The 20,254-nt window shown below is 33.2% G+C and carries 20 protein-coding genes; 17 read left to right on the top strand and 3 right to left on the bottom strand.

Going from position 1 to position 20,254, the window contains the following annotated elements; translation table 11 throughout:
- Positions 1-32: 32 nt before the first annotated feature.
- From ACM39_RS11220 to ACM39_RS11260, 9 genes are all read left to right on the top strand, one after another.
- Positions 33-1,160, top strand: coding sequence for a glycosyltransferase (locus ACM39_RS11220; protein ID WP_048511135.1), 1,128 nt, complete (start codon positions 33-35; stop codon positions 1,158-1,160).
- Between the two features lie 16 nt (positions 1,161-1,176).
- Positions 1,177-2,001: a glycosyltransferase family 2 protein gene (locus tag ACM39_RS11225; RefSeq protein WP_048511136.1), complete on the top strand. Its 825-nt coding sequence runs from the start codon at positions 1,177-1,179 to the stop codon at positions 1,999-2,001.
- A complete protein-coding gene (locus tag ACM39_RS11230) occupies positions 1,998-2,903 on the top strand; it encodes an NAD-dependent epimerase/dehydratase family protein (RefSeq protein WP_048511137.1) in 906 nt (301 codons plus the stop codon). Before ACM39_RS11225 ends, ACM39_RS11230 begins: the two co-directional genes overlap by 4 nt.
- Complete coding sequence (locus tag ACM39_RS11235; protein ID WP_048511138.1) at positions 2,903-3,865, top strand: MraY family glycosyltransferase; 963 nt, start codon at positions 2,903-2,905, stop codon at positions 3,863-3,865. Before ACM39_RS11230 ends, ACM39_RS11235 begins: the two co-directional genes overlap by 1 nt.
- Positions 3,866-3,884: 19 nt before the next feature.
- Entirely contained in the window at positions 3,885-4,430 is a 546-nt protein-coding gene (rfbC, locus tag ACM39_RS11240; RefSeq protein ID WP_048511139.1) for a dTDP-4-dehydrorhamnose 3,5-epimerase, read from the top strand.
- A 93-nt stretch (positions 4,431-4,523) separates the two neighbouring features.
- Complete coding sequence (gene rimO, locus ACM39_RS11245) at positions 4,524-5,825, top strand: 30S ribosomal protein S12 methylthiotransferase RimO (RefSeq protein WP_048511140.1); 1,302 nt, start codon at positions 4,524-4,526, stop codon at positions 5,823-5,825.
- Between the two features lie 410 nt (positions 5,826-6,235).
- Entirely contained in the window at positions 6,236-6,883 is a 648-nt protein-coding gene (locus ACM39_RS11250; protein ID WP_048511141.1) for a hypothetical protein, read from the top strand.
- A 36-nt stretch (positions 6,884-6,919) separates the two neighbouring features.
- On the top strand, positions 6,920-7,654 hold the full coding sequence (locus ACM39_RS11255; RefSeq protein WP_048511142.1) for a hypothetical protein: 735 nt from the start codon (positions 6,920-6,922) through the stop codon (positions 7,652-7,654).
- Between the two features lie 354 nt (positions 7,655-8,008).
- Positions 8,009-8,380 (top strand): septal ring lytic transglycosylase RlpA family protein, encoded by a 372-nt coding sequence (locus tag ACM39_RS11260; protein WP_048511143.1) that lies wholly within the window; start codon positions 8,009-8,011, stop codon positions 8,378-8,380.
- Between the two features lie 48 nt (positions 8,381-8,428).
- Here ACM39_RS11260 and ACM39_RS11265 read toward each other — a convergent pair whose 3' ends face one another.
- From ACM39_RS11265 to ACM39_RS11275, 3 genes are all read right to left on the bottom strand, one after another.
- Positions 8,429-9,193, bottom strand: a complete 765-nt coding sequence (locus tag ACM39_RS11265; protein ID WP_048511144.1) for an exodeoxyribonuclease III — start codon at positions 9,191-9,193, stop codon at positions 8,429-8,431.
- Positions 9,194-9,275: 82 nt separating this feature from the next.
- Positions 9,276-10,820, bottom strand: coding sequence for a PglZ domain-containing protein (locus ACM39_RS11270; protein ID WP_048511145.1), 1,545 nt, complete (start codon positions 10,818-10,820; stop codon positions 9,276-9,278).
- 133 nt (positions 10,821-10,953) lie between these two features.
- A complete protein-coding gene (locus ACM39_RS11275) occupies positions 10,954-12,594 on the bottom strand; it encodes a S41 family peptidase (protein WP_048511146.1) in 1,641 nt (546 codons plus the stop codon).
- 292 nt (positions 12,595-12,886) lie between these two features.
- Here ACM39_RS11275 and ACM39_RS11280 point away from each other — a divergent pair, with 292 nt between their 5' ends.
- From ACM39_RS11280 to sucD, 8 genes are all read left to right on the top strand, one after another.
- Positions 12,887-14,113 (top strand): HD domain-containing protein, encoded by a 1,227-nt coding sequence (locus ACM39_RS11280; RefSeq protein ID WP_048511147.1) that lies wholly within the window; start codon positions 12,887-12,889, stop codon positions 14,111-14,113.
- 72 nt (positions 14,114-14,185) lie between these two features.
- Entirely contained in the window at positions 14,186-15,217 is a 1,032-nt protein-coding gene (gene lpxD, locus ACM39_RS11285) for a UDP-3-O-(3-hydroxymyristoyl)glucosamine N-acyltransferase (RefSeq protein ID WP_048511148.1), read from the top strand.
- A complete protein-coding gene (locus ACM39_RS11290; RefSeq protein WP_048511149.1) occupies positions 15,210-16,607 on the top strand; it encodes a bifunctional UDP-3-O-[3-hydroxymyristoyl] N-acetylglucosamine deacetylase/3-hydroxyacyl-ACP dehydratase in 1,398 nt (465 codons plus the stop codon). Before lpxD ends, ACM39_RS11290 begins: the two co-directional genes overlap by 8 nt.
- Entirely contained in the window at positions 16,608-17,396 is a 789-nt protein-coding gene (lpxA, locus tag ACM39_RS11295; protein ID WP_048511150.1) for an acyl-ACP--UDP-N-acetylglucosamine O-acyltransferase, read from the top strand.
- Positions 17,397-17,413: 17 nt separating this feature from the next.
- Positions 17,414-17,740 (top strand): hypothetical protein, encoded by a 327-nt coding sequence (locus ACM39_RS11300; protein WP_228377104.1) that lies wholly within the window; start codon positions 17,414-17,416, stop codon positions 17,738-17,740.
- A 9-nt stretch (positions 17,741-17,749) separates the two neighbouring features.
- Positions 17,750-18,313, top strand: a complete 564-nt coding sequence (gene efp, locus ACM39_RS11305; RefSeq protein WP_048511152.1) for an elongation factor P — start codon at positions 17,750-17,752, stop codon at positions 18,311-18,313.
- Between the two features lie 69 nt (positions 18,314-18,382).
- Positions 18,383-19,285 (top strand): LpxD N-terminal domain-containing protein, encoded by a 903-nt coding sequence (locus ACM39_RS11310; RefSeq protein WP_048511153.1) that lies wholly within the window; start codon positions 18,383-18,385, stop codon positions 19,283-19,285.
- 90 nt (positions 19,286-19,375) lie between these two features.
- Complete coding sequence (gene sucD / locus ACM39_RS11315) at positions 19,376-20,248, top strand: succinate--CoA ligase subunit alpha (protein WP_048511154.1); 873 nt, start codon at positions 19,376-19,378, stop codon at positions 20,246-20,248.
- The last annotated feature ends 6 nt before the right edge of the window (positions 20,249-20,254 follow it).

Genomic DNA, 20,254 nt, shown 5'->3' on the forward strand with positions numbered 1-20,254 from the left:
TTCGTTTATATTCTTAAATTTTAGTACTTAAAATGAAACTGATTATTAATACAACCACATTAAGCGGAACCGGAGTAACACAGGTTGCTGTTTCATTTATTTATGAATGTATTGCTTTTCCGGAAAATACCTATCATGTTTTTTTAAGTAAAACAGTATCAAAAGAAATTAAGATACTTGATTTTCCAGATAATTTTCATTTTTATCAGTTTGAAAACCACCCCTTATACGGATTAAAAGGTTTTTTTACAAGAAAACAGTTGAGAAATCTGGAGAGTACAATTAATCCGGATATTGTTTTTTCAGTTTTTGGACCTTCTTGCTGGACCCCAAAATCTAAACATATCACGGGTTTTGCAAACTCATATTATGTCTATCCTGAATCTCCCTTTTTCAAAAGAATTTCATCTAAAGATTTTCTCAGGATTAATTTGATGAAGATCGCTCACCGTTTTTTTTTAAAAAGAAACGGCAAATATTTCATTTGTGAAACTGATGATATGTCAAAAAGATTAGCTGTTTTTTTACACATTGATCCATCCCATATTTTTACTGTTAGTAATACGTATAACAGATATTTTGAAATAAACAGTACCTCTGCAAAAGAACGTTTATTACCTGAACCTGATAAAAACGAATATAGACTTCTTTCTTTGGCATCTTTTGATATCCATAAAAATCTTACGATAATAAACGAAATTATACCGATTTGGGATAAAAAAAATATAGGAAAAGATATAAAGTTTATATTGACAATTGATCCTGTGAAATATGAACAATATTTCACTGATGAAGCAAAGTCAAGAATAATTAACCTTGGAAGAGTAGATGTTAAAGATTGCCCGCAGTTATATTCAGAATCAGACGCTCTTTTTTTGCCAACTCTTATTGAGTCATTTTCGGCAAATTATCCGGAGGCAATGAAAATGGAAATTCCTATTCTGACATCGCATTATTCTTTCGCGAAGTCTATTTGTGAAAATGCTGCGCTTTATTTTGATCCCCTTGATCCTGAAGATATTGTATCAAAAATCATACAGATAATAACTGATAAAAAACTTTCTGAGCAGCTGGTCTACAATGGTAAGGAAAGGATTAAAGCATTTGGAAATGCAGGAATTAGAGCCAAGAGATATTTGGATGTATTTAAGTCTATTTAAATTTTAAATTAGTAAAATGTTTGTAACCGCTAGTATAGTTTGCTATAAAAATGATACAGAAATTCTTTTGGATGCAATTAACAGCTTCCTTAATTCAGATACAGGCTTTCCTATATTTTTATATTTGGTAGACAACTCTCCAACAGATGATTTGAAAACTATCATTAATCATCCGAATGTAGAATATATTTTTAACCCCTCAAACCCCGGCTTTGGAGCGGCACATAATATTGCTATCAAAAGGGCAATGGAAAAAAAGAGTGTATATCACCTGGTGCTAAATCCTGATGCCTATTTTGATGAAAAGATACTGAAAAACCTGACTGATTATCTAAAAAAATATCCTGAGATAGGAAATATAATGCCTAAGGTGCTTTATCCTGACGGTAAAATACAGCGTTTATGTAAGCTTCTTCCTACCCCTTATGACTGGATTGGCAGGAGATTCAATCCATTTAAAGGAATGGTTGAAAAAAGAAATGAAATCTTCGAAATGAGATTTACAGGATATGATAAAGTAATGGACGTGCCATATCTTTCCGGATGTTTTATGTTTTTGAAACTTGAAGCCTTGCGTAAAGTTGGCTTTTTTGATGAAAAAATTTTTATGTACGGCGAGGAGACCGATTTATGCAGAAGGCTCATAAACGGCGGGTACAGGACTGTCTATTATCCTGAGGTGTATATTTATCATCATTTCGAAAAAGGATCTCATAAGTCTTGGAGGCTTACAAAAATTGGAATGCAGTCAGCTATCTATTATTTTAATAAATGGGGATGGTTTTTTGATAATGGAAGGAGAAAAATTAATAAAGAGACACTTAAAGCATTAGGAAGATGAAAATAGCTGTTTTTGGAAGTTCAGGTTTTATTGGCAAAAATTTGGTAAAATCTTTACAGCAGAGCTCGAGAGTTCAGGAAATTTCTTTGCGTAATCCCTTGTGGAAAAATGATCTGAATGAAGAAACAGCAGTTTTCATTAATCTTGTAGGAAAAGCACATGACCATAAAGGTTCTGCGACGGAAAAAGAATATTATTTTGCCAACGTTGAATTGGCTCAGCAAATATTCGAAACCTTCCAAAAAACTGATGCTAAAGTGTTTATTCATATCAGTTCATTGGCTGCTTTAGAAGAATATGAATCTGCTAAACCTTTAAAAGAAACCGATCATTGCAATCCTGTTTCATTCTATGGAAAAAGTAAAAGAGAAGCAGAAAAATGGCTTCTAAAACAAAAATTATCCAATGATAAAAAACTGATCATTATTCGTCCGCCAATGGTTCATGGTCCTGGTGATAAAGGGAATTTAGGCTTGCTTTATAAAATTATTTCAAAAGGTATTCCTTATCCTTTGGCTTCATTTAATAACGAAAGATCATTTATTTCTATCAATAATTTTATTTTTTATATTCAGAGAATAATTCAGGATAATAATAATTTAGAGAATAGTATTTATCATATTGCGGATAATGAAACCGTTGCTACAAGCGAAATTATTGAAATTATTAAAAAAGTTGAAAATTTAAAAACTCCGAATATCAGTTTTCCCAAATTTCTGATAAAAGGGTTAGCGTGGATTGGAGATTTTCTACCACTTCCGTTAAATACTCAAAAACTAAAGAAATTAACCAGTAATTTAGTCGTATCAAATCAAAAAATAAAAACCATCCTAAAAATTGATACATTGCCTTTAACGGCAAAAGAAGGGTTAGAACTCACCATAAAAAGTTTCAAAAAATAATGGAATATATTATCACAATCATTTTACTTTTTGCATTATTATTGGTGTATTTCAAAATAGCCGATAAATACAATATTATAGATAAACCCAACCATAGAAGTGCCCATACTCAAATTACTTTGCGTGGGGGGGGGGTTATTTTCCCTGTTGCATTTATTGTATTCTGTTTATTTAATTTAAATGAAGCTGTTGAAAATTATTGGTCATTCGGTTTGGGGTTGCTTGCAATCTGTACTGTCAGCTTTATTGATGATATAAAAACGTTGTCAAATAAAATAAGATTATCTTTTCATCTTATTTCTGTAATTCTGCTGTTATACTTTGCGGAGGCATTTACGCTAATGCCATTCTGGGTTTGGCCCATATTATTTATTTTGGCTATCGGTACCTTAAACGCATATAATTTTATGGATGGTATCAATGGAATGACAGGGCTTTACAGCTTAATTACGCTTGGTTCTCTAATATATATCAATAACGAAGTTATTCAGTTCACAGACAATGATTTTATACTTTATCCCATCCTTGCTTGTTTAGTATTTCTATTTTTTAATTTTAGAACAAAAGCAAAGTGTTTCGCCGGAGATGTGGGAAGTATGGGAATCGGATTTTGGGTGATTGGGCTGATTACTCTTCTTATCATGAGAACTGGGGAGTATAAATTTATTCTTTTATTAACCATTTATGGAGTGGAAGTGGTACTGACGATTATTGAAAGAATAGCGTTAAAAGAAAATATCTTTGAAGCACATAGAAGACATTTATACCAGCTTTTTGCTAATGAAAAAAAGGTTTCGCATTTAGTAATAAGTTGCATTTATTCATTTTGTCAAATATTTGTCAATATATTTTTAATAAATTCGCAGCTTCCAATTTGGGCTACTATTTTAATGATTTTCATTCCGATTGGTGGAATTTATTTAGGATTAAAATGGAGACTGAAAAAAGAGTACAATTTATAGAAACTAAAAAAACTAAAAAATGAAAATAAAAGAAACACCACTTAAAGATTGCTGTATAATTGAGCCTACTGTTTTTGAGGATGAGAGAGGTTATTTCTATGAAAAATTTAATGAGAAAAAATTTGAAGAGCTTACAGGGATGAACGGGCATTTCGTCCAGGATAATATTTCTAAGTCTTCGTATGGTGTTTTGCGTGGAATTCATTTACAAAAGGGAGAGCATGCACAGGCAAAACTTGTTTCCTGCTTAGAAGGTAAAGTTTGGGATATTGCTGTTGATTTAAGAAAAGATTCTCCAACTTTTGGGAAATGGTTCGGAATTGAGCTTACCCCGGAAAATAAACTTCAATTATATGTGCCGAGAGGCTTTGGTCACGGCTTTTCAGTTTTAAGCGAGACAGCTGTTTTTGCTTACAAATGTGATAATTTTTATGATAAAGATTCGGAAGGAAGCGTTATTTGGAATGATCCTGATTTAAATATCGATTGGAAATTACCTTTAGAGGTAGTTCAGCTTTCAGGCAAGGATAAGTCTTTACCTAAGTTTTCAGAGCGAAATTTTTAATATTATATTGAAAACCACTTTATTAAAGTGGTTTTTATTTTTTAAGGCAGGCTTTTTATTATTTCGTATCTTTGCAACCTCAAAATCAAAAAGATGCGCACAAAATCTGTAGGTAAAAAGAAAATTAATGTTGTAACGCTTGGTTGCTCAAAGAATGTTTATGATTCTGAAGTATTAATGAGCCAATTGAAAGCTAACGGAAAAGAAGTGGTTCATGAAGACAGAGGTGATATCGTTGTTATCAATACCTGCGGGTTTATAGACAATGCAAAAGAGGAGTCAATTAATACAATTCTTGATTATGTAGATGCTAAAAACAGAGGGGAAGTAGAAAAAGTTTTCGTTACAGGCTGTCTTTCTGAGAGGTACAAGCCAGATTTGATTAAAGAAATTCCTGACGTTGATCAATATTTCGGTACTAGAGATTTACCTATTCTTTTAAAACATTTGGGTGCAGACTACAAACATGAGCTTGTAGGTGAAAGGCTTACAACCACTCCGAAACATTATGCCTATTTGAAAATTTCTGAAGGTTGCGACAGGCCTTGCTCTTTTTGTGCAATTCCTTTAATGAGAGGCGGCCATGTTTCCACTCCGATAGAAAAGTTGATTACTGAAGCGCAAAAACTTGCTAAAAAAGGAACGAAAGAATTAATTCTGATTGCTCAGGATTTAACATATTACGGATTAGATCTTTATAAAAAACGCGCGCTCGGAGATTTACTGAAAGAGTTGGTAAAAGTGGAAGGAATTGAATGGATTCGTCTGCATTATGCTTTTCCAAGTGGTTTTCCGGAATATGTTTTAGATATCATCAGAGAAGAACCGAAAGTTTGCAATTATATAGATATTCCTCTTCAACATATCAATTCAGACTTGTTGAAATCTATGAAAAGAGGGACAACTCATGAAAAAACTGATGCTCTTTTAGGGAAATTCAGAGAAAAAGTTCCGGATATGGCAATCAGAACAACTCTTATTGTCGGTTATCCCGGAGAAACTGAAGAAAGATTTCAGGAATTAAAAGATTGGGTAAGAGCGCAAAAGTTTGACAGATTGGGGTGTTTCACATATTCTCATGAAGAAAATACCGGAGCATATGTTTTGGAAGATGATATTCCACAAGAGATAAAAGAAGCGCGAGTAGAGGAAATCATGGAATTGCAGTCTCAGATTTCTTGGGAAAAGAATCAACAGAAAATAGGTAATATATATAAATGTATGTTTGACAGAAAAGAGGGTAATTATTTCATTGGAAGAACAGAATATGATTCTCCTGATGTAGATAATACTGTTTTAGTCTCTGCAGAAGATACTTATATTTCCATTGGTGAATTTGCAGAAGTAAAAATTACATCTGCTGAAGAATTCGACCTTTACGGTGAATTAATTTAATAAATAATTATAATATGAAGAATTTTAAAGCATTTTGAATTAAATTAACTTTAGATTGTTAAAATATTAATAAAATTTAACATATTGTAAATTATTATTAAGTGTTGGTTAATATGTTGTAAATCAATGTTTTGTATTTTTTTAACGAAAATCCTATAAATTTATTGTAATATAATTTAGAAATTAAAAAATTAAATCATAACTTTGCGCCAAAGAATAATTTTTTATAGGCCGCCATTTGCTGGAATTTAAATATTTAGGGTGCATAATCAAAAAAATATCATATTTTTGGATATAGTCATGTGATTTTGAATGTTTAATTAAAGGCACAAGTTGGGATAAATTTATCCTGCTGGCATAATAAAAAATTATTTGGTGAAAAAAATGTAATTTAAAATCTTTAAAAACTTATGAAAAAATTTTTATTCACAGCAAGCATGCTTGTTTGTTTCTCAGCGCTTTCTCAGGCTCAGCAAGGACGTGTGGGTATTAACACTACTACACCTGCTGCGACTTTAGATGTTGTAGCAAATACTACTGATCCAGCTAGACCGGACGCGTTGTTAGTCCCTCGTATGACAAGAGCCCAATTGGAAGCTAAGGATTTAGCTTATACTCCTCTTCAAAATGGTGCTCTGGCGTTTGTTTCCTCTGTTGCTGATGGTACAGGAACTGGTAAAACTGCTAATGTAACAGCAACAGGATTCTATTATTATGATGCTCCAAATTCTGTTTGGGTTGCTGTAGGTGGTGGCGGTTCTGCTACTCCTCCTCAAAGATACGAAGGTATTAGAGGTAATACTAAGACTATTACTGCAGCAAATTACGATATAGCAGCTGATGATTACTATATCATTACTAATGCTGGTGTAGGAGTTACAATCAATTTTCCTAATTTAACGGCTGCTGATGCTGGTAGAGTAGTATATGTATTTAATAATAATACAGCTGCACTAGGTAATAACATAACAAATGTTGCCGGAATTGTTACGATGACTCAGTTCAGAGGTTATCCAATTGTTTGGTCTGGTACAGGATGGTTTGCTCTAACAAAATAATCAGTAGTTTAATTAATAAATAATAATAATAATAAGATGAAAAAAATACTTTATTTAATCATACTAGGTGCATCTGGTCTTTCACTTAATGCACAGGTTCTTTCGAATTTCCCAGTTAATCCAGGGCTTAACAATTCAAATGTAATGTTTGATGGAAGTACTTCTTTTAGTGCTGAAGCTGGTGCTGGCCCAAATGTTGGTAAAGGTGTTGTTATTCCAAGTGTTGACTTGGTTAATTTTGAATTTGATTTAACATATGCTGATGGGTTTACTTTTCCTACCTATTTTGATGGTATGATAGTATATAACAGAGCTAATGGAACAACTCTTACAGCTGGTAATAGATCTTCAACGGCTACTGCGGTTACACCTGGTTACTATTTCTTCTATAACCCAAATGGTGCGGCAAATGGTGCAGTACAACAAGGTGTTTGGAGACCATTAGGAGGAGATCCGAAAGTGAATATTGCAAATACAGAAACTACTACAAATACGTTAATTAACAATAGTCAGGTATACGCTAGAAGAGGGCAGTTTACTGTTAATGGAACTTCAACTGCACCTACATCTTATACAGGAGCTGTAACAATTCCTGGAGCAGGAAGTTTGTATAGAATTACTATTTTCCAGCCGGGAACTAATAATGTTTATGCAAATGGAGTATATTCTTATGATAAAGCTACAGGAAATCTTATAACAGGTTCTCCAAGTATATCAGTAGTTTACCCTAACGGTACTTACGATTATATTGTAGAATATACTAAGAATTAAGGTAAAGATTCTTTAGGAATAATATAAATAAAAACCAATGAGTTTATCTCATTGGTTTTTTATTTTTTAAAAGCTTAAAACAAATTGATAATTTTACAGGTTTATTAAAACGTTGATAATCAGTAAGTTTTAAAATTGTGTTTTTAAAATCATGCTTTAATTAGTTAATTTCATTAACTTTCTTCATTCTTTTTTAACACTTTTTAACAGTGTGCTTTAAAACCCCTATTAATAGGGCGTTACAAGATTGGTTAACATATAATTTAGATTTTGTTAACGTATTTTAACATTTGGACTGTGGACTTTAGAACTTTCATGATACTTTTGCTGAGTCAAAACCAATAAAAGTTCAACATGATGAAAAGATTCATTCTCGTAATCATAATGATGATTTCAACCTTTGGTGTTTATTCTTTCAAGAATAATGCCACAGATGCGAAAAAAACAAGTTATGCATCGTACTACCACGATAAATTTAACGGTAGAAAAACCGCTAGCGGAGAAATTTTTGATAATGGAAAATTTACTGCAGCAAACAGAACGCTTCCTTTTGGTACTAGTATTAAAGTAACCAATCTGAACAATGGAAAAGAGGTAATAGTAAGAGTAAATGATAGAGGGCCTTTCCATTCATCAAGAGCATTAGATATGTCTAAAGCCGCGTTCGATGAAATCGGAGATACCGGCAGAGGTACAATTCCGGTGGAATATGAAATTGTCGATTAAATTTATGATTTAAATTAATAAAGCCAACTAAAAAGTTGGCTTTATTTTTTACACGTCTATTTCAAGCAAAGCAGGGCAGTGATCAGAATGTAGGGCCTCTTTTAAAATAACAGCCCTCGAAAGTTTATCCTTTAAAGAATAGGAGGCAAAATTATAATCCAGTCTCCAGCCTTTATTTTTCTCTCTGGAATTTTGTCTGTAACTCCACCAGGTATAATTGTCAGGCTCGTTATTAAATAGCCTGAAAGAATCAATCAATTCGCATTCTTCGATAAAATTAGTCATCCATTCTCTTTCCATAGGTAAGAAGCCGGATACATTTTTTAAACGAACAGGATCGTGGATGTCAATTGCCTGATGGCAGATATTAAAATCTCCTGAAATCAATAAATTAGGTATCGTTTTTTTTAATTCTTTGATATATTCAAGAAAGTCATGGCAAAACTGCATTTTGAAATCTAATCTTTCAATATTGGAAGCAGATGGTACATATACAGAAATCGCTGAAAAACCATCAAAGTCTGCACGGATAATCCTACCTTCATTATCATAGCTTTCAATACCACAACCATACTCTATATGATTCGGTTGTATTTTTGAAGCTATTCCTACGCCGCTATAGCCTTTTCTCTGTGCAGAATGCCAGTAACTGTAATAGCCTAATTTTTCAAGACTTTCGATATCTATCTGGTCGTTTCCTGCTTTGCTCTCCTGAATACAGATAACATCAGGGTCAGCGGATCGTAGCCAACCTAAAAAATCTTTAGTAAATGCGGCTCTAATTCCGTTTACGTTATAAGTAATTAATCTCATGTTTCAAAAATATAAAAAGAGGCGGAAAAAATCAATTGATTTTTTCCGCCTAAACCCAAAATTAAATAAACTATGAAAAAAACTACTTGGGTTCTAAAATACTGATAGGTATAATACATTCTTCGAGAGAAATACCACCGTGCTGATAAGTTTCTTTATAATAGTTTACAAAATGATTATAGTTCTTAGGATATGCAAGGAAAATATTGTTTTTGGCAAAAATATACTTTGAGCTTAAATTGCCTTTTGGTAAAAACAGCTTTTCAGGATTTGTAACAGCCCAAACATCACTGCTGTCGTACGTTAAGCTTTTACCGGTTTTATAACGAATATTAGTAGATGTTTCTCTGTCACCCACTACTTTGCTTGGTTTTTTTACATAGACTGTACCGTGGTCGGTTGTAATGACTAATTTGAAACCACTCTCTGCTGCTAATTTAATAATCTTTAGTATGGAAGAATTTTCAAACCAATTATACGTTAATGAGCGGAAAGTTTTATCATCCCGAATCAGTTGGTCAACAATATGATTATCTGTTTTCGCATGAGAAAGAATATCGATAAAGTTATAAACAATTACCAATAAATCATTGTTTTTATGCTGATTAAAATCATCGTAGATTTTTCTTTCAAAATCAGCATTTAAAACTTTTAAATATTTCATTGATTTTGAACCCAGACCAATTCTCTTCATCTGATCCTCCAAAAAATCACGCTCAAATTCATTTTTATTTCCGTCCTCATTATCATTAAACCATTTATCCGGAAAACGTTTTTCGATTTCGGAAGGCATTAAACCTGCAAAAAAAGAGTTTCTGGCATATTGAGTGGCAGTCGGAAGGATACTGTAATAATAGTCTTCTGAAACCTTGTTGTAATATTTTGTAAATAATGGTTCGATTACTTTCCACTGATCATAACGCAGATTGTCAACCATTAATAAAAATACTTTCTCTTTTTCAACTTCAGGTTTTATTTTTTCTTTGAAAAGAGTATGGCTCATGATTGGCTTATCAGAATTTTGTAACCAGTCTTCATAATTGTTTTCAATGAATTTTGCGAACTGTATATTGGCCTCTTCTTTCTGTGATTGCAAAAGGTCTGCAAATTCATTATCTGTTACTTTGTCAAATTTAAGCTCCCAGTTGACAATTTTCTTATAATAATCCGCCCATTCCTGATATGTTTTCAAATAAGAAAGCTCCATAGACAGGTTTCTGAATTCCTGTTGATATTGTAAGATGGTTTTTTGTTCAACTAAATTATCTTCCTGAAGGTTTTTCTTTAGCGAAAGTAAAATCTGGTTGGGATTTACCGGTTTCAAAATATAATCTGCAATCTGAGACCCGATTGCCTCTTCCATAATATGTTCTTCTTCACTTTTCGTTACCATCACTATTTTTAAAGAATTGTCTTTTTCTTTAATCATGGGTATAGCTTCTAATCCGGAAATTCCCGGCATATTTTCATCAATAAGTGTTAATGCAAATTTTTCAGAATCCATCAATTCTAAGGCCTCATTAACGTTGTTAACAGGAGTTACCTGATAACCTTTTTTTTCTAAGAATACGATATGAGGTTTAAGTAAATCTATTTCATCATCGATCCATAATATCTTTTCCGACATAATTTATTTTTTTACATGGTTATAGTATCAAATTGTTGACCAAATCTTTTTAAAATCAGCAAAAGAGGTCAATAAAAAAGTTAAATATTAGTTAAATGAAAACTATATAAATATATGTATAAATTTTTCAATTTTACAGCCCTGTTTTTAAATATTCCAAAGCTCTTTCCAAGAGTTCATCCTTACCTTTTATTATTCCTTGAAGGGTAGGTTTTATAATAATATCAGGAATTATCCCAATCCTTTGTGTTTCTTTTCCGTCAGGATAATATGCTCCGATTCCTGTGAAGCTCGTTGCTAATCCTGCAATTCTGAAACTGATAATATCACCATTTGCCCCGGCGGTATTACTGCCGATAATTTTCGCTTTTGGATGTTGTTTAAACATCATTGCTGTAGTTTCAGCTTGACTTTGGGTATTTTCATCAACTAAAACAATGACATTTCCTTTATAATAATCGGGATTATGCGTTCCAATATGATTTTTCCTGCTGTAAAACTTGCTTAAATATCTCGTTTCAGGAAAATTAAACTGATAGTAAATAGTATTTTCGGGTAAAAGTATTTTGCTTAATGGTAAAATAGTCTGTTTGGGATAGTTTCTTAAATCAAAAATAATAGATTCGGTTGATTGCAGACTTTTATACATTTCATCCAAATCTTTCCTTTCAATAATTCCCATATTGACATATCCTATTTTCCTTCCATCATCAATCAATTTCCATTTTTCTGAAACGATCGGCTTTTCATTAATAATATCCTTTAAAAGATAGGTTTTAACTTTTAATTCCAAGTTTTCCCCATCTCTTTCCAGCCTGATATTAATTGAATCATTATTCGAAAAAAGAAAAAGATTTTTCACCTTCTTAATTTTCCCCCAAGTGTTGGAAGCGGGAATATATTTTCCAAAAGCATTTACCTTTTGTGAAATGGTCAAACCATCAACATCATAAATTACATCACCGGTTTTTAATAAATTTGCTTCATTGAATTTAGTTGCGTTAATTTTGGTAACAATCAATTTTCCTTCTGCATAAGAATATTCCACGGGGACTTTTCTCTTTCCGTACTGATTTAAAGTGATCAAAGGAGAAAATAAATAAGCATGAGAATCATCAGTTTTTGTAACCAATTCAGCTAAAGCGAGATGATAATTTTCATCGGTATTAACAGAAAGAAATTTTGGAATCATTTGCGTTAAAACGTTATTCCAGTTTTCATCAGTTTTATATTTGTAAGGAAAAAAATATTCCACATAATTCCAATATCTGAATAATTCTAAAAGGCAAATCTGCGTTGATGTAAATTTAGAACCATAAGAATTTTCATTTCTAAAAAAAACTTTTCTGTCATCTTTTCCGAAATAATTATTTTCGCCAATGTTTCTGTTGTTTTGAATATATTTAAGTTTCTCTGAAGTATTTTCAAAAAATAAACTTTTATCGTTTATCCAATTTAAATCAAAGTTTTTTAAAAAATAGGTTTTGTTTTCTTCTTGTAAACATTCTTTACATTTATCAACTTTTCCTAAGCTTTCAATCCAGCTTGAATATAATTCGTTCAATTGGCTTTTATCGTTGATTTTTTTAAGTTCACTGATTTTTTGAAACAGTTGTTCATCCCAATTGAAGTTTCCTTTTGAAACATTCGGATGGTAGTATTTTAAAAATCCCCAGACTTTACAAAGCGATTCCAATTTTTGAGTCTCCGAAACTGCCTGAGCAGAAAAATTTAAACTTAAAATGAATATGATTAAAAGTGAGAGTTTTCTCATTGAAAGATGATGGTTTTAATACAAAGATAATCAAAACGACCTATGAAATAGAGACATTAAAAAAATGAATAGAATGAAGTATAGAAAACCATTTGGCTTGACAGCTCCCAATAAAATAGAAAAGAAAATAAAAATTGCACTGGTTGAATGCTAAGGAAAATTGAATAATAAGAATTTCACGAGTGTAGAACTTTTGTTTTAAGATGAAAGGAAAATGTTAATCTTTAATAGTAATTTAATCAAACCTAACATTAAAATTCCCTAAATTTGTTTACTAATACTGAACTTTTCAATGCAGAATAAGCTAAAAATCATCAACGATCCTGTTCACGGCTTTATCAAGATTCCACACGAAATTTTATTTGATATTATCGAGCATCCTTATTTTCAAAGATTGAGAAGGATAGGACAGACCGGGCTTTTGAATCTTATTTTTCCGGGAGCGACACATACGAGATTTCATCATGCCATTGGTGCGATGCATTTGATGTTTACAGCATTGGAAACATTGAAGCAAAAAGGAGTAGAAATTTCCATAGAAGAAGAAAAAGGGGCAATGTTGGCGATTTTAATGCATGACATTGGCCATGGTCCTTTTTCTCATGCCTTGGAAAATATGCTGATGGATGATTGGCATCATGAAAAACTTTCACTTTTATTAATGAATAGATTAAATGATGAGTTTGGAGGTGAATTATCAACTGCCATTGAGATGTTTCAGGGGAAATATCATAGAAAGTTTTTTAATCAGCTTATTTCTTCTCAATTAGATGTTGACAGGCTTGATTATTTAAACAGAGACAGTTTTTTTACGGGAGTTTCTGAAGGAAATATTAATACACAGAGAATTATTTCCATGATGAATGTTTGTGAAGAAGGAGAATTGGTAATTGATGCAAAAGGAGTCTATTCTATTGAAAATTTCCTGACGGCCAGAATGTTTATGTATTGGCAGGTGTACTATCACAAAACATCTGCATTGGCTGAGTTTATTTTAGTTAAGATTTTAGAGAGAGCAAAATATCTTGTTTCTAAGGGAATTGATTTACCAGCTTCTGAAAACCTAAAATATTTTTTACAGAGAGGTAAAGCAGCAGCTTCGGATGAAGACGTTGAGAGATTTACTCAGCTTGATGATAATGATGTGATTCAGGCAATGAAAAATTGGCAAAATTCTGAGGACTTTATTTTATCTTATTGGTGTAAATGCGTGATTCAGCGAAATTTACCTAAAACAATTATTTCTTCGCATCCTTTTGAAGAAAAATTCATTGAGGAAAAAATAAAAATCACCAACGAAATTTTAGGAATTAATAATGGACATGAACTGGTACATGAGATTAAAAGAAAACTTTTGCCTTATGATACAGAAAAACAACCTATTTATTTGCTTCAGAAAAACGGCGCAAAACTGAGACTCGAAGAATCGGAAGATCAGCTTCTGTCAGGGCTTATCGTAAATAAAACAACCAGGTATATTTTGACATTTCCCAGAGAATTTGATGATATAAAATCTTAAAGTATATTAAAATTCACTATCCGAAAACTAAAAAATGTTTGCGAATTATAGAATTTCTTATCTTTGCAGAATATGGAATTTACAGCTTCGCAAATTGCAAGTTTTATTGACGGAAAAATAATAGGTGACGACAATGCACTTATTACTGGGGTTTCACCAATTGAAAATGGGGAGTCAGGACATCTTTCTTTTATAGCTCAAGATAGATTTTCTCATTTTTTGGACACTTCAAGATGTTCTGTACTTATTGTTTCTGAAAATCTTATAGTAAAAGATAATTATAATCCTACCATAATTGCCGTAAAAGATGCTTATCTTTCTTTTCAGGTTTTAATGAATCTGTATCAGGAAATGCAGGGAAGAAAAGATGGGATAGAAGATGGTTCTTCTATTCATTCTACTGCAACGATAGGCGAACAAGTCTACATAGGTGCATTTACTTATGTTTCTGAAAAGGCTAAAATAGGTGATGGAACACAGATTTACCCACAGGTATATATTGGAAAAGGGGTAAAGATTGGTAAAAACTGTAAAATTGATAGTGGAGCCAGAATCTATGACTACTGTATCATTGGTGATAATTGTGTGATTCATTCTAACACCGTTGTAGGTGGTGACGGATTTGGTTTTCAGCCGACAGCAGAAGGTTTCAAAAAGATACCTCAGCTAGGAAATGTTATTATTGAAGATGATGTTGAAATTGGCTCAAACTGTAGTATTGACAGAGCGACTATTGGTTCTACAATCATAGGGAAAGGAACAAAAATAGATAATCTTATCCAGATTGCACACAATGTGAAAATCGGCCAGAATAATGTGATTGCAGCCCAGGCGGGAATTGCAGGTTCTACTGTTATTGGTGACTGGAATCAGATTGGCGGTCAGGTAGGAGTTGTAGGACATATTAAAATAGGTAATCAGGTGAAAATTCAGGCTCAGAGTGGTGTGAATTCCAGCGTAAGTGACAAAGAAACATTATACGGTTCGCCGGCGATAAGCTATAATGATTACCTTAGAAGTTATGTCCATTTCAGAAATTTTACTGAAATCGTAAACAGAATAAATAATCTTGAGAATAACTCAAAAGATAAAACTAATGAGTGATATGCAAAAAACACTTCAGGAGGAGGTTACTCTTTCCGGAATTGGCCTTCACACTGGTAAAGAAGTAAAACTTACCATTAAACCTGCAAAGGAAAATACAGGTTTTGTATTTGTAAGAACAGACTTAGAGGGTCATCCTCAGGTAGAAGCGGATGTAAATTATGTTGTAGCAACTGAAAGAGGGACGACATTGGAAAAATTAGGAGTAAAAATTACTACTTGTGAGCATCTTTTAGCAGCCTTAGTGGGTTGTGATATTGACAATGCAATGTTGGAAATGGATGCTTCTGAACCTCCAATTTTAGATGGTTCTTCAAAATTCTTTGTTGAAGCCATCGAAAGTGTGGGAGTGGTAGATCAAAATGTTGCCAGAGAATATCTGGTGATAAAGGAAGTCCTTTCCTATAGTGATCCGGCTACCGGTTCAGAGATTACAATTATTCCTTCAGATAATTACGAAATTACAACGATGGTAGATTTTGGGACTAAAGTTTTAGGGACTCAAAATGCTACTCTTAAAAATATTTCTGAGTTTAAAGAAGAAATTTCATCTGCAAGAACATTCAGTTTTTTACATGAATTGGAGATGCTTTTGGATCACGGCTTGATTAAAGGCGGTGATATTTCTAATGCAATTGTGTATGTAGATAAAGATCTGACTCCGGATACGACAGAAAAACTGAAGAAAGCCTTTGGTAAAGACAATGTGTCTATCAGACCGAATGGTATTCTTGATAACTTGAATTTAAACTATCCAAACGAAGCTGCGAGGCACAAATTACTTGACGTAATCGGGGATCTCGCTTTGGCTGGAGTGAAAATAAAAGGTAAGGTAATTGCTAACAAACCAGGGCATTACGTAAATACTCAATTTGCTAAAAAGCTGAATCGCCAGTGGAAATTGCAGAAAAAGAAAAATGTTCCTGATTTTGATTTGACAAAAGAACCTGTTTTCGATATCAACGGAATTATGAAGTTGATGCCACACAGACCTCCGTTTTTATTAATCGATAAAATTCTTGAGCTTTCAGACTCTCATGTTGTAGGTTTAAAAAATGTAACAATGAACGAACCTTTCTTCGTGGGACATTTTCCTAAAGAACCTGTAATGCCGGGCGTTTTACAAGTAGAAGCTTTAGCACAGACAGGAGGTATTTTGGTATTGGCAAGCGTTCCGGATCCTGAAAACTATTCTACGTATTTCATTAAGATTGATAAGGTGAAATTCAAAAGAAAAGTTGTTCCGGGAGATACTATTATTTTCAAAATTGAGCTTATAGAGCCTATCAGAAGAGGTATCGTGCATATGCAAGGATACGGATATGTAGGAGATGCCGTAGCGGTAGAAGCAGAGCTAATGGCTCAAGTTGCAAAAAATAAAATTGATTAAATGATTCATCAATTAGCAGCCGTAGATAAACGTGCGAAAATTAGCAAAAACGTTATTGTAGAACCTTTTACTACAATTGCAGCAGATGTGGAAATCGGGGAAGGAACGTGGATTGGTTCTAATGTAACCATTATGGATGGTGCAAGAATTGGGAAAAATTGCAAAATATTCCCTGGAACTGTCATCTCTGCAATTCCTCAGGATCTTAAATTTGATGGAGAAGATACACAGACAATCATTGGTGATAATACAACGTTAAGAGAATGTGTTACTGTAAATAAAGGAACAAAAGCCCTTGGGTATACTAAAGTAGGTGATAATTGTTTAATTATGGCAACTTCCCATGTGGCACACGATTGTATTATCGGGAACAATGTCATTATTGCAAATGGTTGTGGTATAGCAGGGCACGTAGAAATAGGTGATTTTACTGTAATGGGAGGATTATCTGCGGTTCAGCAATTCGGAAAAATAGGGAAGCATGCCATGATTTCGGGAGGATCTTTAATTAGAAAAGATATTCCACCCTATATAAAAGTAGGTAGAGAGCCCATTTCTTATGCAGGTATTAATTCTGTGGGTCTTAGAAGAAGAGGGTTTACAAACGAGAAAATTTTCGAAATTCAAAAGGTTTACAGAGCTATCTTTCAAATGAAAATGAACGTTTCACAGGCTTTAACATATATTGAAAAGGAAATGCTTCCGACTGCAGAAAGAGATGAAATTCTTCAGTTTATTCAAAATTCTCCAAGAGGTATTGTAAAAGGATACGGAACGGGTAAAGAATAATAATAAAATTGGCATAAATGAAAAATATAATCTTTCTAATAATGCTTTTTCATGCTCGTTTAGTAATGGGGCAGCAAGTGGAAGGTTTAAAAATTGAGAAAAAAAATACCGTTTCGTCTATTGAAAGAAGAGTGGATAAGGTTAATGATACTATTGCTAAGAAAAATCTTAACAGTGTTTTGAAGCTAAAAGATAACAATATCAATTCAACTTTTGGGAGTGCCAATCAATACAATTCTGAAGTCCAAAATAATGTAAACAGTCTTCAGAATAATATGAATACAACTAATTCATTCAATAAAGTATGGCAAGGTCAGGGAATAAAATTAAACAAAAGAAAATAAATAAAATTAATGGCAACAAGTAACGATATCAGAAAAGGACTTTGCATCGAATATAGCAATGATATTTTCAAAGTAATCGAATTCTTACACGTAAAACCGGGTAAAGGTCCTGCTTTCGTTAGAACAAAATTAAAATCTGTAACCAACGGAAAAGTAATTGATAATACTTTCTCTGCAGGTCACAAAATTGATGAAGTAAAAGTAATCACAAGAAAGTTCCAGTATCTTTATGATGATGAGAACGGTTTTCACTTCATGAATAATGATGATTTCTCTCAATTATACCTAAACAAAGAAATGATTGAAAATTCAAATCTGATGAAAGCGGGTGAAGAAGTTACAATCATTTTGAAAGAAGCTGATGAGACTCCGCTTTCTGCCGAGTTACCACAGTCTGTTTATTTAGAGGTGGTGGAAGCTGATCCGGGTGTGAAAGGAAACACGGCTACAAATGCTCTTAAAAACGCTATCGTTGAGACAGGAGCAAGAGTAATGGTACCTCTGTTCATTGAGCCGGGAGACAAAATCAAAGTGAGCACAGAAGACGGTTCTTACTTAGAAAGGGTAAAATAACAATACAATTTACATAAATTCGGTTTGCTTTCGCAGTCCGAATTTTGTTTTATAAGAAAATAGATTTTTATGAAATTTCATTCTCCGCAAAAACTTAAAACTATTGCCGGTATTATCGGAGCAAAATTTGTTGGTGCTGAAGATTTTGAGGTATTAGGAACTAACGAAATCCATATGGTAAAACCGGGAGATATAGTTTTTGTTAATCATCCGAAATATTACGATAAAGCTTTACATTCTGCAGCAACGATTATTTTAATTGATAAAGAAGTAGACTGTCCGGAGGGAAAAGCACTTTTGGTTTCTGATGATCCTTTCAGGGATTTTAATAAAATCAATACTCATTTTACGAGAATATATAATTTTACGGAAGAACTTCATGATGTCGAAATTGGAGAAGGAACAAAAATCCATCGTACTGCCGTCATTGGGAATAATGTAGTAATCGGAAAAAACACAATAATTTTTCCGAATGTTGTGATCGGTGACAGAACAGTGATTGGTGATAATGTAGTTATTCAGTCTAATACGGTTTTAGGAGGGGATGCATTTTATTATAGAAAACTGAATGGCAATTTTGACCGTCTGATTTCCGTGGGAAATGTTGTTATCGAAAATAATGTAGAAATCGGAAATGGCTGCACCATAGACAGGGGAGTAACAGATTCTACCGTGATTGGTGAAGGTTCTGTTTTGGATAATCAGATTCAGATAGGTCATGATACCATTATCGGAAAAAAATGTTTAATTGCTTCTCAGGTAGGAGTTGCGGGATGCTGTGTGATTGGTCATGAAGTGACTTTATGGGGACAAGTAGGTATTGCTTCAGGAAATAAAATTGAAAGCGGATCTGTACTTTTAGGAAAAACCGGAGTCAACAGAGATCTTGAAAAAGGAACTTACATCGGAATGTTTGCAGAAGATTTTAAAACATATCTGAAAAAAGAAGTGAAGCTGAGAAATCTCAAATAAACAAATCGAAAGTTTTATCTTAAATCAAAGAAAAATAAGTAAATTTGTGAGCATTAATAAAAATAATAAATAAATTAAAATTATAATAAAATGTCAATTTTAGTAAACAAAGACTCTAAAGTAATTGTACAAGGATTTACAGGGAACGAAGGGACTTTCCATGCAAGCCAGATGATCGAATACGGAACAAACGTAGTAGGTGGTGTTACTCCGGGAAAAGGAGGTAGCGAGCACTTAGGTAAGCCTGTATTCAATACTGTAGCAGATGCTGTAGAAAAAGCTGGAGCAAACGTAAGTATCATTTTCGTACCACCTGCATTTGCTGCAGATGCTATTATGGAGGCTGCTGAAGCAGGTATCAAGGTTATTGTATGTATTACTGAGGGTATTCCAGTTGCGGATATGGTGAAAGTAAAATCTTACATTGCTGACAGAGACTGCAGATTAATCGGTCCAAACTGTCCTGGAATTATTACTTCTGAAGAAGCTAAAATTGGTATTATGCCAGGTTTCGTTTTCAAAAAAGGTAAAGTAGGTATCGTTTCTAAATCTGGTACTCTTACTTATGAAGCTGCAGACCAGGTTGTAAGAGCTGGTTACGGTATTTCTACAGCTATCGGTATCGGTGGTGACCCAATCATTGGAACGACAACTAAAGAAGCATTAGAATTATTTATCAATGATCCCGAAACAGAAGCTGTTGTCATGATTGGTGAAATTGGTGGGGGTCTTGAGGCGGAAGCTGCAAGATGGTACAAAGCTAGTGGCTCTACTAAGCCTGTTGTTGGTTTCATTGCTGGACAAACTGCTCCTAAAGGAAGAACAATGGGACATGCTGGTGCTATCGTAGGCGGTGCAGAAGATACAGCTCAGGCTAAAATGGAAATCATGAGAGAAAACGGTATTAACGTTGTAGATTCTCCTGCTGACATTGGCGTGACTGTAGCAAAAGTTTTAGGATAATTTAAA

Origin of the sequence: Chryseobacterium sp. FH2, from assembly GCF_001045455.1 — a bacterium.
In the GTDB taxonomy this organism is placed as follows: domain Bacteria; phylum Bacteroidota; class Bacteroidia; order Flavobacteriales; family Weeksellaceae; genus Chryseobacterium.

What these genes read in the sequence shown, in the direction of transcription:
- ACM39_RS11220 (WP_048511135.1), top strand. Translation starts at nt 33, where the DNA reads ATGAAACTGATTATTAATACAACCACATTAAGCGGAACCGGAGTAACA.
- ACM39_RS11225 (WP_048511136.1), top strand. Translation starts at nt 1,177, where the DNA reads ATGTTTGTAACCGCTAGTATAGTTTGCTATAAAAATGATACAGAAATT.
- ACM39_RS11230 (WP_048511137.1), top strand. Translation starts at nt 1,998, where the DNA reads ATGAAAATAGCTGTTTTTGGAAGTTCAGGTTTTATTGGCAAAAATTTG.
- ACM39_RS11235 (WP_048511138.1), top strand. Translation starts at nt 2,903, where the DNA reads ATGGAATATATTATCACAATCATTTTACTTTTTGCATTATTATTGGTG.
- rfbC (WP_048511139.1), top strand. Translation starts at nt 3,885, where the DNA reads ATGAAAATAAAAGAAACACCACTTAAAGATTGCTGTATAATTGAGCCT.
- rimO (WP_048511140.1), top strand. Translation starts at nt 4,524, where the DNA reads ATGCGCACAAAATCTGTAGGTAAAAAGAAAATTAATGTTGTAACGCTT.
- ACM39_RS11250 (WP_048511141.1), top strand. Translation starts at nt 6,236, where the DNA reads ATGAAAAAATTTTTATTCACAGCAAGCATGCTTGTTTGTTTCTCAGCG.
- ACM39_RS11255 (WP_048511142.1), top strand. Translation starts at nt 6,920, where the DNA reads ATGAAAAAAATACTTTATTTAATCATACTAGGTGCATCTGGTCTTTCA.
- ACM39_RS11260 (WP_048511143.1), top strand. Translation starts at nt 8,009, where the DNA reads ATGATGAAAAGATTCATTCTCGTAATCATAATGATGATTTCAACCTTT.
- ACM39_RS11265 (WP_048511144.1), bottom strand. Translation starts at nt 9,193, where the DNA reads ATGAGATTAATTACTTATAACGTAAACGGAATTAGAGCCGCATTTACT.
- ACM39_RS11270 (WP_048511145.1), bottom strand. Translation starts at nt 10,820, where the DNA reads ATGTCGGAAAAGATATTATGGATCGATGATGAAATAGATTTACTTAAA.
- ACM39_RS11275 (WP_048511146.1), bottom strand. Translation starts at nt 12,594, where the DNA reads ATGAGAAAACTCTCACTTTTAATCATATTCATTTTAAGTTTAAATTTT.
- ACM39_RS11280 (WP_048511147.1), top strand. Translation starts at nt 12,887, where the DNA reads ATGCAGAATAAGCTAAAAATCATCAACGATCCTGTTCACGGCTTTATC.
- lpxD (WP_048511148.1), top strand. Translation starts at nt 14,186, where the DNA reads ATGGAATTTACAGCTTCGCAAATTGCAAGTTTTATTGACGGAAAAATA.
- ACM39_RS11290 (WP_048511149.1), top strand. Translation starts at nt 15,210, where the DNA reads ATGAGTGATATGCAAAAAACACTTCAGGAGGAGGTTACTCTTTCCGGA.
- lpxA (WP_048511150.1), top strand. Translation starts at nt 16,608, where the DNA reads ATGATTCATCAATTAGCAGCCGTAGATAAACGTGCGAAAATTAGCAAA.
- ACM39_RS11300 (WP_228377104.1), top strand. Translation starts at nt 17,414, where the DNA reads ATGAAAAATATAATCTTTCTAATAATGCTTTTTCATGCTCGTTTAGTA.
- efp (WP_048511152.1), top strand. Translation starts at nt 17,750, where the DNA reads ATGGCAACAAGTAACGATATCAGAAAAGGACTTTGCATCGAATATAGC.
- ACM39_RS11310 (WP_048511153.1), top strand. Translation starts at nt 18,383, where the DNA reads ATGAAATTTCATTCTCCGCAAAAACTTAAAACTATTGCCGGTATTATC.
- sucD (WP_048511154.1), top strand. Translation starts at nt 19,376, where the DNA reads ATGTCAATTTTAGTAAACAAAGACTCTAAAGTAATTGTACAAGGATTT.